Below are 12,454 nucleotides of genomic sequence, written 5' to 3' on the forward strand. Positions count from 1 at the left end.
AAAGCTGCCTGCGCCTGGTCAGGGCGCTGGCCGTCGAAACCAACGAAAACTGGATGGAGGCCAACCGCTATATCAACATGGATGATCTGCGCGAGCACAAGAAGCTCGCTCTACGCCAAGCCGCATGACCAGTTTCATGATCGCCCATTTTGCAGAACTTGACGCACACAACCAGATTTTGCGCGTCTATTGGCGGTTGACCAAGCCAGGGCGATGGCTATTTCCTCGGCGCGATGGCCGCGGCCCGATCCACCCACAGACCTTAGGGATCGCCTGTCGAGCAGCCTGCGAGTTCCTGGGCGTTGAGAAGCGGGTGACGGTGCACACCCTTCGCCACAGCTTCGCCACCCACCTTTTGGAAGCCGGCACGGACATAAGGATCATTCAGGTGCTGCTGGGCCATCGCAGCCTGGCGACGACGACACTATACGCCCAGGTCTCAACGGCTGTGATCGGCCGGACTGCCAGTCCTTTTGACCAACTCCGCATGGAGATCACGCCGCCCGGCTGAGCCGCGCGCCATGCGCCTGGATCTGGAAGTGGCGGATGTATTCCACCGTCACGGGGCTGATTATCGCCGCGACCATGCCGGCCATCTCGGGCGTGTCGAGCGCCGGGTTATGGCCGAGGTGGAGGCGTGCCGGACCGCGGCCTTGGGCGGTCACGCCGAACACTGCGCCGACTGCGATCTCGTGCGGCAAGCCTATAACTCCTGCCGCAACCGTCACTGCCCCAAGTGCCAGGGCCTAGCCCGCGCCCAGTGGCTGGCCGAGCGGCAGGCTGAGCTGCTGCCGGTCCCATACTTCCACGTGGTCTTCACCGTCCCAGCCCAGATCGCTGAGATCGCCTTCCAGAACAAGGCGGCGGTCTATACGATCCTGTTCAATGCCGCATCCGAAGCCTTGAGGGTGGCGGCGGCCGATCCCAGGCATCTGGGCGCCGAGATCGGCATGGTCGCCGTGCTTCATACTTGGGGTCAAAATCTCCACCATCATCCGCATGTCCACTGCGTCGTGCCGGGCGGCGGCCTGTCGCTCGATCCTGCCACGGAAGGCCGGGGACCAGCGATGGGTCGCCTGCCGGCCGGGATTTTTCCTGCCCGTGCGGGTTCTGTCGCGTCTGTTCAGGCGGCTATTCCTGGGGCGCCTGCAGGACGCCTTCGACGCCGGCCAGCTTCGCTTCTTCAGCGATCTCGCCAGCCTGGCCGACCCTGCCACTTTCTGCGCCCAACTGACTGGACTGAAGCGCATCGAATGGGTCGTCTACGCCAAGCCCCCGTTCGGCGGTCCCGACCAGGTCCTCGCCTATCTGGGCCGCACACCCATCGCGTCGCCATCGCCAACAGCCGCCTCGTGAGCCTGGACCAGGGAAAGGTCAGCTTCCGCTGGAAGGACTATCGCCACCACGACAAGTCCAAACACAAGCTCATGACCTTAAGCGCCGACGAGTTCATCCGGCGCTTCCTGCTGCACGCTCTTCCAGACGGATTCCATCGCATCCGCCATTACGGCCTCCTCGCCAACGGCCACCGCGTCGCCAAGCTCGCCCAGTGCCGTCTTCTTCTGGCGGCGCCCACGCCGACGCCGGACCCGACCGCCGACTATCGCCAGCGTTACCGCTGTCTCACAGGGCACCCCCTGGACATCTGTCCGGGCTGCGGCGGCGCCATGGCCTCGCTGGGCCCGATCCCGCGCAAGGCCCCGACCTGGCCAGACACCTCATGACACGCTGCGCACCGACACGCTCGCACCGTCCATCCCGGCGTCTGCTACAGTCGCCGAAGGGCCTTTGCGCGCCGCTAGTCAAAGTCGCAGCCTGGCTGTCGCCAGCAACGCTACACCTCAGCGTCAACGACCCAATGGCGCCGTCTCTCGCGTCGCAGATGGTCCTGCATCGCGACGACGGGCGACCGCCTAAGAGCGATCGGCGAGCCCGCTCCGGCGCCTCGGACACACTGTCGAGCCCTAAATCCCCATAGCCCCGCCCGCCATCCCGCGGTTCAGTTCAATCAGGCTTCAATGTAGTCGCGACCCGTGCATGCCCGCCCAATCGCGCCCGCGACTACACAGAACCCTCCAGATTCAAGGCTGTCTTTTGGAGACAGGCATGGGTGTTCTCGACCGTCTGATTCTTCGTGGCGACCAGTGGGAGCGCATGTCGGCGCACATCATCGGCGACCAGCGGACGCGCGAGGTTCGTCGGCCGCGACAACCGGATGTTCGTGGAAGCGGTGCTTTGGATCGTTCGCACTGGCTCTCCCTGGCGCGATCTGCCCGATGCATTCGGAGATTGGAACAGCGTCTTCCGCCGGTTCAGCCGGTGGAGCCGCAAAGGTGTCTGGTGGCGCATATTCGCGGCGATGTCGGATGATCCCGACTTTGAGTATCTGATCGTCGATTCCACCATCATCCGCGCCCACCAGCACGCCTTGGGGGGCCAAAAAAGATCCCATGAGGCGACGGGCGGCGGAACTCAGGTAAGTTTTCGGGGTCCGACATCCTAACCCTGGAGACGTCTCATGAATCTCTCATCCGTTGCTCTGCCGCCCGTCGACGAGAAGACTGCCACAATTTTCATGGCGCTGGAATTGAGCAAGTCGACCTGGCTTGTGGCCCTGCACTCGCCGGCGGTCGACAAGATCAGCCTGCATCGCCTGCAAGGAGGTGACACCGAAGGGCTTATGGCTCTCATTGAACACCGGCGCGAACAGGCGCAGGCCGCCTTGACGCGTCCGGTTCGAGTAATGTCGTGCTACGAGGCCGGCTACGACGGTTTCTGGCTGCATCGTTTCCTGTGCGACCGCGGCATCGACAATCAGGTTCTGGACGCGGCCAGCATCCTGGTCGACCGCCGGTCAGGCCGCGCCAAGACGGACCGCCTCGATGCGGCGGCGCTGCTGCGCACGCTGATGGCGATGGAACGTGGCGAGCCGAGGGTCTGCCGGGTTGTGCGAGTGCCGAGCCTCGAGCAGGAGAACGATCGCCGTCGCAGCCGGGAACGGGCTCGGCTCGTCAACGAACGCGGCCAGCATTCGAGCCGCGTCAAGGGGCTTTTGATGACCCAGGGCATCCGCGACTTCAAGCCAGCCAGACGGGACTGGCGTGAGCAGCTCGAAACGCTGCGCACGGCTGACGGGCGGGATCTGCCGCCCTGCCTGAAGAACGAGATCAAGCGCGAGTGCCGCCGCTTGTGGCAAGTAATCGAGATGATCATGGAGGTCGACGCTGAGCAGCGTCAGGCCGCCGAGACCACAGCTCCCGGAATCGCCCAACTGAGTCATCTGCGTGGCATCGGCCTGACTATCGCAAGCGTAATGACGAACGAGGTGTTCTTCTGCGATTTCCAGAACCGGCGTGAGGTCGCCGGTTATCTCGGTCTTGCATCCAGCCCTTGGAGCAGCGGCGCGGTCAGCCGCGACCAAGGCATCCAGAGATCGGGCAATCCGCGAGCGCGACGAACCGCCATTGAACTCGCCTGGCTGTGGCTGCGCTATCAGCCCGATAGCGGTCTCGCGCGCTGGTTTCACGAGCGCGTCGGCACCGGCAAAGGACGCATCCGCCGCAGCATGATCGTCGCCTTGGCGCGCAAGCTGATAATCGCCTTATGGCGGTATCTGACCCAGGGCCTGCTGCCGGAGGGCGCCATGACCAAGGCCTGACGAAAGAGTTCGACGCGAGGGCGGCCAACGTCACTTGCGACGAAGCGGGATGGATGTGGACCGGCGCCCCCCAGCCCCCCAGGGCTGTTAACGCCGTCAAAAAGATGGGTCCCATCCTTCCCGGCCTCGCCAAACTTGCCCGTGCATGCGGGATATGGGTGCAGGCTCCACCAGAGCCGACCGGATATGAGGTGATGTGGACTCGTTCCGCAATTCGCCGCGAGGCCGATCCCGACTACGTTCGAAAGTGACTAAGCCCTCACCACTACCATTGACACGATGTGCCTCATATGAGGGGGGTCTGAAGATCAGGCCCTTGGCCGTTCGCGCGGCGGTCTGAGCACCAAGATCCACATGGCCGTCCGAGGCCTTGGGTGCCCGGTGCGCTTCATTCTGACGGCTGGCCAACGCGGCGACTGCCCGCAGGCCTACACTTTGATCGAGGGATTGCCCGCAAAGGTCGTCATGGCCGACGCGGCCTAAGATGCCGATCCCTTGCGCCAGGAAATCGCAGACAAGGGCGCCATCGCCGTCGTTCCCAACAACCCGTCACGGGCACGCAAATATCCGATCGACAAGCACCTCTATGCCCAGCCTCATCTGATCGAATGTTGCTTCTCCAGGCTCAAGCAGTTCAGACGTGTCGCCACACGATTCGAGAAGACAGCCCGAAACTACCTTGCCATCGTCACCATCGCTGCAACCATCCTCTGGATCAGATAAGTGTCCACACGACCTAGTCCACTCCATTCATTTAGGGTTGCAATCGGTACAGAATCTTCGACCGTCGGCTTTGCGTTGTCATAACCATTTTGCCGTTAAGGCCGTAGTTAAGGAATGTCTTCTGCAAGCCGCTTACCCTTTCTTCGATGCAGGGGCCACGCTCGAAACTCGAATGGTATGCGTCCCTCAACGCGATCTGCACTTGGTTGGATGCCAAATCTCGCTCGATAGGCTCGGCTGAAATGCACCTGACTTCTAAAGCCGCAGGCAATTGCTATTTCGTAAAGCAACATGTCAGTTTGGGTTACAAAGCCCCGCGCGCGATCAAGTCGAACGTCCCGATAGTAAAGCGCAGGAGATTTGCCGACGTCACGTTCGAACAGCCTGTGGAGTTGACGAGGAGATATCCCCACTAGGGAGGAAATTTCAGGTATCGAAATGCAATCCTCTACATGGTTCTCCATAATTGAAATGGCTCGTCGGACCGTCTCTGGCGCCTTTCTCACCACGGCCTCTATATTGCCGGGATTTTGAGAGACTCCCGCCCGCCTAAGTCCCGGATGGAATATGTAATAGGCAGCAGCTTTCGCCAACGGACTTCCATAGGCTGCATCAATTATGTGGAGCGCCATGTCGCAACTGGCTATGCCACCACTGCATGTGAAGCGGTTGCCGTCTCTTACGAAGATGTCCTCACTCACTTCGACATCAGCATTCAGTTCCTGAAATGCGCTTAGGTGTTCGTAGTGGACCGTGGCGCGCTTGCCCACCAGCAGACCTGCTTCAGCAAGTATGAATGCTCCAGTATCGAGGCCAGCCATCAGACTGCCGGCCCTCGCCCATTTTCTGAGGGCCGCCAACAAGTCCGGTGTTGCCACGGTTTCCGGGGTCCAGCTTGATGACACCACGACGATGTCAAAGAACTCTTGCAGCACATTCTTGAGCGGAAGCGTTTCAAAGGAAGCCCCGTTGCTCGCCAGGCAAGCGCCGCCCTTCGACGAAGCGATCTTCCATTGGAACAGAGTTTCGCCCTCCAAATAGTTTGCGGCGCGAAAAGGGTCTACAAATGCCATGGTGGCTGCTAGATTGCAACTCTGCGTAACGACAACCAGTATTGTTAGCGCATCTCGAGATGACGGCATTGATCAACATACCCCTTCAGAGATCAGCTCCCACAGAATTCTGCCAAATTCCGTTGAGTGTCGCGCCATACTAAGCGGACTAACCATGAGCTTCGAATAGCACAGGATGAGAAAGGCGAGCCAACCCACCCCTCTTCTCAGCATGATAAGACATGGCGGCGGCTGATGGCAAATTGGCCTGCTGCCGGTTTCGTGGACAGTGATAGTAGGCGAGTAGACCTGCCCCTAGATTTGTAGACGCCTTCCCTAATTTTGAGGCAAGGAGGCCATGATGGAGGCAGGCAATTTGAGTGACGATTTCAAGCGCGATGCGGGTCGCGCAGATTACCAAGCGGGGTTATCCCTCTGCGGAGGTGTCGAAGCGGCTCGGGATAAGCCAGCACCCGCTCTACGCGTGGAAGAAGAAGTTCTCGAAGCCATATGGTTGGACCGATGGCGCCCAAGCTGCAGAGATACGTCGTCTATGGTAGGAGCTGGCTTCGTCACCGAAAGAGCGCGACATCCTAAAAGGCCACCACACATTTCGCCAAGGACGTAAAGTGAGATAGGCGTTTCGTTGCCGAGCATCGTCAGCAGTTCACTGTTCGGACGATGTGCCGTTGGTTGCGCATCCAACCCAGCAGTTTCTACGCCTGGCTGTGGAACCCTTGAGCAAGCGAGATGCATGTCACCCATTCGGCGATGGGTCTGCCTGCATGATCGAGGCCGCTTGACAGGCAAATCTAGCCCATGTTCGAGGATAATGGCCTCCTGTATGCGATGATCGGGATCCTTCGCCAGGAGATCGCCGGCCTTCACAAAGCCGCCGGGGCAGCGACGACGAGTTCGCCGCACCGGGCCTTCTCCATCACGGGCCGACAGGGAGCGGTGACGCAGCAGATCGAGCTCATATTCGTCCAGACTCCTTTCAATCCCAGCAGCAGCCGGTCATTGCCCTGGTGCGGTGCGTAGACCGTCTCCTGGTCGATCGGCACGTATCGACGACGCGGCAAATCTCGATGAGCTGCTGGCAGTCGCGGCTGTTGCGAGCGAAGCGCGATACCTCCCGTGTCGCAACCGCCCCAACTTTGCCGAGACACACTGCGGCGACCATCCGATCAAAGCCCGCTAGCGCGACACCGCTAGCATCCATGGACGGCGCTCTCCCTCATGCGATTGCGGCGGCCACTCTATGGCACTTCGATGCCGGAGCGGAGATCAGGTCAACAGCGTATGCATGCGATTTAAGATTGCCATGATAATCATTTTCTGCGAACCCCACGCCAGGCGCTTCCGAAAACATACGTTACATGGCAGAATAAGTGCAATGCTCTGCGAGGTTTAAGACCACTCCTTTTGGACACTGTTGGAACTCCAATCAGGTTCCAACGACTATAACGACTGGAGTCGTCTTAGATAGTATCGGATCTATCCAGTCATAAGCGTAGGCAAATGGCACACGCTGCCTTAAGGAGAGAAGGGCAGATTTTATTCAGGACAGATCCTGCCCGTCAGGCTCTCGTACGTCGAACGCGATGCTGAGCAGCGACGGTTCTGCTTGGCCGATGTTCACACACAAGGAATCGTCGACGCCGTGTATTTTCTTAGCTCGAGCCGGTCGCTACACGCGGGGACCAGCATCCGAGTGAATGGCGCCAACCCAGTCTATTGAGGATATCGCATGACTGACAGACTTGCAGGCAAAATCGCAATCGTGACCGGCGGCGGGCGTGGCATCGGAGAAGGTATAACACAGCGCTTTGCGGAAGAGGGGGCGAGAATTGCTATTGTGCAGCGGAACTCGCCGCCCGAGACGATCCTCAACGACCAGGTGATCTACGTCAAAACGGATCTTTCCAACTCTCAAGATATCGTTGCGGCCATCCAGACCGTTATAGAGCAGTTTGGCGGACTGGACATCCTCGTCAACAATGCCGGCATCATGTTCGAGAAGACTATCGAAGAGATGACCGAGACCGACTGGGACGAGATGATGGATATTAACTTAAAAGCTCCATTCCTGCTAACGAAGTCAGCAATCCCTCATCTTCGGAAACGGGGTGGTGGCAGCATTGTCAATATTAGCTCGGTTGAAGGGCTAGCATCAAATCCAAAGCACCCAGCCTATTCCGCTTCGAAAGCGGGCATTCATGGTTTTACCGCAGCGGTCGCCGTGGATCACGGGCACGAGGGTATCCGGTGCAATGCCATCGCGCCGGGCTGGATCAACTCTGATCTTACCAACATTTACCTAGACAGCATGGCCGACAGCGCACGCGTCCGCAGGGAACTGCTTACCATGCATCCGGTAGGACGTTTAGGCGACCCGCGGGATGTCGGCAATCTTGCCGTATGGCTTGGTTCTGACGAGAGCGCCTTCGTGACCGGGCAGGTACATGTCATTGACGGCGGCCGTACAAAGAAGCTTCCGAACCCCAACTTCGGGACCGTGACTGCAGCAGGTTAGAATTGATAGTATATAATCAGGCGTCGGAACCAAGAAGATAAAATTGAGCTGAGTGGTTTCCGGCGCATTTCGTTTGGATTTGATGTTCTTTGTTGTCGACCACATCGGCGACCAGCTGCTGCGCAAGACCTCGTGGTTACTTGAGGTAACCTCGCACTAGAGACGGTCTCGTGCTGCTGGCACGTCTCAGGAGCCTACATTCGCGGTGAACTCGATCGGCTGAAACTGCTACTCGACCTCATATCGTGATCGTTGAGCTTGAGCGTGATGTCTTGGCGGAAAGCGTTGAATGCGAAGCCGGAGCCACGGGCCCACAGCACGCTATGTGCGATCAAAGGCGTTGAGCCGCAGGTAGCTGCAGCTGGACACCTCGAACTACCGGCGTTTCGCGGGCCGGTAGGGCCGCGCCGACGTTCTGCGCGGACTGATGGACGGCGATCGCTTCGGATTTGGTTGTTTGAGATTGATCCGGCTGCCGATTTCGGCATCGCGGCGGCGTTTTGCGCCGCCTTCGCCGTCATGCGGGGCGCAGTTCGCCCCTCGTGCCAGACGAAGCGGGTGAGATTGTAGGCAAGGTTGGCCATGCCTGGCGCGGGCGATGCCGATGGTGCGCACGAACAGGCCCATGCGGGATTTCTGCTGCGCGAAGACGTGTTCGACGAATGCGCGGGTTTTTGATTCCCGCCCATTGGCTCGCGACGTCGCCTCGCTCATCGGCCGACCCTTCGGTTTCTTCTGGTGGATGTCAGAAACGTAGCCGTTCTTCTCCAACCACTCCTCGTTCTTTTTCGAGCGATAAGCCGTGTCGGCCCAGACAGTCGAACCGGTGTTGGCGCGGTTGAGGACATTGCGAAGCTGAGCACCGTCATAGGCTGACGCGCTCGTGACGTTCCAGCCCCTGATGAAGCCGTGCCTGCGATGGATCGAGGCATGGTTCTTGTAGCCGAAGGCGGGAATGGCGATGTCCCGTTGCTGCGCCTTTCCCTCTTCGGCGACCCTGGCTTTCGAGAACTTCACCGTCCAGCGTGCATCGCGGTCCTTCTGGCGCAGCTTCGCGGGCTTGTTCTTCCACTCGTCCGGAACCTTGCCCGCCTTAATGTCAGTCTCCTCGGCGTCGGTGTTGCGCTGCTTGGGCGCCGCCACGATGGTGGCATCGACAATCTGCCTGCCCATCTCCCAGGTAGCCGGCCTTGCCGAGGTGCTTGTCGAAACGGGCGAACAGGTTGTCCACCGCGCCGGCCTGTGTGAGATGCTCCCGGAACAGTCAGATCGTCTTGGCGTCCGGCACCCTGTCTCCGAGACCCAGCCCGAGGAAGCGCATGAAGGATAGTCGGTCCTGGATAGGAACTCAGCCTGGTCGTCAGACAGGTCGTAGAGCGCCTGCAGAACCATGATCCTGAACATCATCACCGGATCGTAAGGCGGCCGACCACCCTTCGCGCCATCGGAGCGCTTCAGCGCCTTGCCGAGCGGCTTGCGGAAAGGCTCCCACGGCACCACCGCATTCAGCTTCTCCAGCGGATCGCTGGCCTCGCTCAGCCGCAGATAGCGCTCGTCGATGTCCCAGAACCCCGCCTGTCCCCGCATTCGCAGCCTCCCGCATCACAATGACAGTGAATCACGAAGCGGTCGAAATGGGGAGGTCTTTCGAGTGTCCAGCTTATGGAACGAACGCTTGCGTCGGCAATTTCACAATCGCCGACAGGTCGAGGGGGGCGCTGCGTACTCCAGCCCGGGTGCAGGCGCCTCGGCAGGATCGAACCGTCTCGATGGATGATTTGCACACTACGTCGACTTGAATGGCAGCCGGCACAAGAAAAGCAAGAATGCTTGCGCTGGGCCAGAAAGCTCTGGCAGGTTTCCCTGACCACGGTCGCCGGGGCGAAGCTCGGGTGCGTAAGACCTGCTCGGCAGAGGCCAGGAATTCGGAACCTTTCATGGGACCGTCCAGCAGCATCGGTGCGGCCATGCCGCAAGCCGTAGGCGGCTGTGATGTGGGCGTCTTCCTGTGCCCGTGAGGAACTGCGAACCGGCGGCGCTCGCCGTGTGCCGCCCGGCCTCGCAAGCGCGCCACCTTCGTGGATGCCCGGTTTGATCGATGAAGATCAAACTCCCGGGGGACGACCAAACTGACCATCGAACTAGGCTCGGCGACCGTCAGAGGCAAACCGGTGGCGGAGCCCCTCGGCAGAAACTGTGCGGCGCCCAAGCAGGCAGCCTCACGGGAGGGCTTATCCCCAGAACACACCATTCGGCGCTGAATGCCGGGCGCACCCGCGTTGTGCTCCGACGCAGTCGTTGCTCGGCATTCCCTAACAAGACAGTGCCTATGAAAGAACTCTGCCCGGAGCGGTGAGAGCGCATCTGTACCGGCACCGAACGGGACATGGCGTCACTTTTTATCTAAAAAGTGGCCGAATCGGTCAAGTTCGGCTCCCCGGACATGTTAGCCTCTCTTTGCTCAGACAGATGACATAGATGTGACAAGCGTGTGCTCTGACGCCAAGCGGACAGTCGAAAAGAACATCGCCGTTTAAGCGTTTTTCCGGGCTCACTTCGTCGCTCCTGCTATGCGTTTGCGCAGTTCGAAGAATGCATTCGGGTGGTTCGTCGCACATACGCACGAGTTTTGTAGTTGGGATTATAAGTTTGGAAACGCGATCGCGCGGACCGGACATTTCTAGCGACCCCACAGACGGCTTGTAACGGAACGCATATGGCCGTTTCGACTGAGCGAATGAATCGTTGAAACAAAAATGTCAATGGGAGAAAGAAATGACCGTCTTCAAAAGTAACGGCGACCGGGTTCCTGAACATATTCTTAGGATGGGCAAACAGGCCAAGGCCGGCAAAGTTGACCGCCGTGAATTTCTGGCCATGGCTAGCGTGTTCGGTGCGTCCACCGCCATGGCGTATGGGCTAGTGGGACTGGCAGACCCGGCCAAGGCCTTCGCGGAAGAAACACCGAAGGCCGGTGGGGTCCTGAAGGTGGCCATGTTCGTCAAGGACGCCCAAGATCCGCGGGCCGCCAGTTCGTCCGAGACCGGAAACGCCGAACGTCAGATGCTGGAGCCACTAATTAAGTATACTCGAGATTATACCTTCCAGCCTTACCTGCTTGAGAGCTGGGCAGTTAACGATAACGCGACCGAGTACACGCTCAATATCCGACCCAACGTCATATGGCATAACGGTGATACTCTAAATGCCGACGACGTCATTTTCAATTTTACGCGCTGGGCTGACAAGTCCGCTGAGGGCAACTCCATGCCAGGCCGTATCGGCGTGCTTATCGACGAGAAAACAGGCAAGCTACGAGAAGGCTCGATCGACAAGATCGACGACATGACCGTCAAGCTCAAGCTTCCGAGACCGGACATCGCTTTGATACCTGGCATCGCGGATTATCCGGCCCTTATCGTTCACCGCTCATTTGAGAAAACGGGAAAGGACTTGATCAAGAATCCGATTGGGACTGGACCTTTTCAACTTGTTTCGTGGGATGTCGGTCAGAAGGTAGTTTATAAGAAGCGCGAGGATGGAAAGTGGTGGAACGGCGACATCTACCTCGACGGTGTCGAATTAATCGACTACGGCGCAGATCCTTCTGCAATGATTTCCGCGTTCGAGGCTGGAGAAGTCCACACCAATTATCAGACCTTTGCTGACTACGTCAAAGTCCTCGAAAAACTTGGTACGGTCACTTCGAAAGTCGTTACCGCCGCTACCATCGTAGCACGCACCAACGTGAAGCAAAAACCTTACGACGACCAGAGGGTGCGTAACGCATTGCAGTTGGCGGTTGATAACGCGACGGTATTGCAACTTGGATACGGCAATGCAGGCACCCCAGCAGAAAATCACCATGTCAGCCCAATCCACCCTGAATACGTTGAAATCCCGAAGATTGCTCGTGACCCGGTTAAAGCCAAGGCTATGATGGCGGAAGCCGGGCAAGCGGATTTCGTGCACGAACTCATTACTGTCGACGAGGACTGGATCAAGACTACCGGTGATGCGATCGCGGCACAGTTGCGAGAGGGCGGCATCAAGGTCAAACGCACGGTTCTGCCGGGTTCAACCTTCTGGAATGATTGGACGAAGTATCCCTTTTCTACGTCTGATTGGAATATGCGTCCGCTCGGTATCCAGGTGATTGCTCTAGCTTACCGCACCGGGGAAGCGTGGAATGAAACCGCATACTCCAACCCCGATCTCGACGCCAAGGTCACCGAAGCGCTCTCGATTCCCGATGCCGACAAACGCAAGGTCGTGATGAAGGACATCGAAACGATCCTGAGGGACTCGGGCATTATCATTCAGCCGTACTGGCGCACCCTTTATAACAATTCGGTACCCGCCGTGAAAAATCACGGGATGCATCCGACGTATGAAGCCGACTACGGCAAAGTCTGGCTCAGCAAAGGCTAGAGGCCACTCTCTACACGGGCGGGTGTAAGCTCGCCCGTCGTCTGAAAGATAGCG

The 12,454-nt window shown here is 58.9% G+C and carries 5 protein-coding genes and 6 pseudogenes; 9 read left to right on the top strand and 2 right to left on the bottom strand.

The window, feature by feature from the left end:
- The 6 genes and pseudogenes from NKI61_RS21410 to NKI61_RS21435 form a co-directional block, all read left to right on the top strand.
- Positions 1 to 128: pseudogene (locus NKI61_RS21410) on the top strand (IS256 family transposase); the annotation flags it as partial.
- Positions 125 to 511 carry a tyrosine-type recombinase/integrase gene (locus NKI61_RS21415; RefSeq protein ID WP_502899912.1) on the top strand — a complete coding sequence of 129 codons (387 nt, stop codon included), beginning with the start codon at positions 125 to 127 and terminating at the stop codon, positions 509 to 511. The pseudogene NKI61_RS21410 and the gene NKI61_RS21415, both read left to right, overlap by 4 nt.
- Before the next feature lie 10 nt (positions 512 to 521).
- A pseudogene (locus NKI61_RS21420) lies at positions 522 to 1,724 on the top strand (IS91 family transposase).
- Between the two features lie 382 nt (positions 1,725 to 2,106).
- Positions 2,107 to 2,467 (top strand): annotated as a pseudogene (locus NKI61_RS21425) (IS5 family transposase); the annotation flags it as partial.
- Between the two features lie 51 nt (positions 2,468 to 2,518).
- Positions 2,519 to 3,658: an IS110 family RNA-guided transposase gene (locus tag NKI61_RS21430; protein WP_352840694.1), complete on the top strand. Its 1,140-nt coding sequence runs from the start codon at positions 2,519 to 2,521 to the stop codon at positions 3,656 to 3,658.
- Positions 3,659 to 3,955: 297 nt separating this feature from the next.
- Positions 3,956 to 4,381, top strand: a pseudogene (locus tag NKI61_RS21435) (IS5 family transposase); the annotation flags it as partial.
- Between the two features lie 107 nt (positions 4,382 to 4,488).
- On the opposite strand, the gene NKI61_RS21440 reads toward NKI61_RS21435, so the two are convergent.
- The gene (locus tag NKI61_RS21440) at positions 4,489 to 5,454 is read right to left on the bottom strand and encodes a GlxA family transcriptional regulator (protein WP_352840696.1); all 966 of its coding nucleotides are present in this window, start codon (positions 5,452 to 5,454) and stop codon (positions 4,489 to 4,491) included.
- Between the two features lie 337 nt (positions 5,455 to 5,791).
- Between NKI61_RS21440 and NKI61_RS21445 the strand changes: the two are divergent.
- Together NKI61_RS21445 and NKI61_RS21450 are read left to right on the top strand one after the other, a co-directional pair.
- Positions 5,792 to 6,171 (top strand): annotated as a pseudogene (locus NKI61_RS21445) (transposase); the annotation flags it as partial.
- A gap of 1,012 nt (positions 6,172 to 7,183) precedes the next feature.
- Entirely contained in the window at positions 7,184 to 7,969 is a 786-nt protein-coding gene (locus NKI61_RS21450) for an SDR family NAD(P)-dependent oxidoreductase (protein WP_352840697.1), read from the top strand.
- Positions 7,970 to 8,517: 548 nt separating this feature from the next.
- Here the strand turns inward: NKI61_RS21450 and NKI61_RS21455 are convergent.
- Positions 8,518 to 9,556 (bottom strand): annotated as a pseudogene (locus NKI61_RS21455) (IS5 family transposase); the annotation flags it as partial.
- 1,188 nt (positions 9,557 to 10,744) lie between these two features.
- Here NKI61_RS21455 and NKI61_RS21465 point away from each other — a divergent pair.
- Entirely contained in the window at positions 10,745 to 12,400 is a 1,656-nt protein-coding gene (locus tag NKI61_RS21465) for an ABC transporter substrate-binding protein (protein ID WP_352840698.1), read from the top strand.
- The last annotated feature ends 54 nt before the right edge of the window (positions 12,401 to 12,454 follow it).

It is taken from the genome of Mesorhizobium sp. M0514 (assembly GCF_040321145.1).
In the GTDB taxonomy this organism is placed as follows: Bacteria; Pseudomonadota; Alphaproteobacteria; order Rhizobiales; family Rhizobiaceae; genus Mesorhizobium.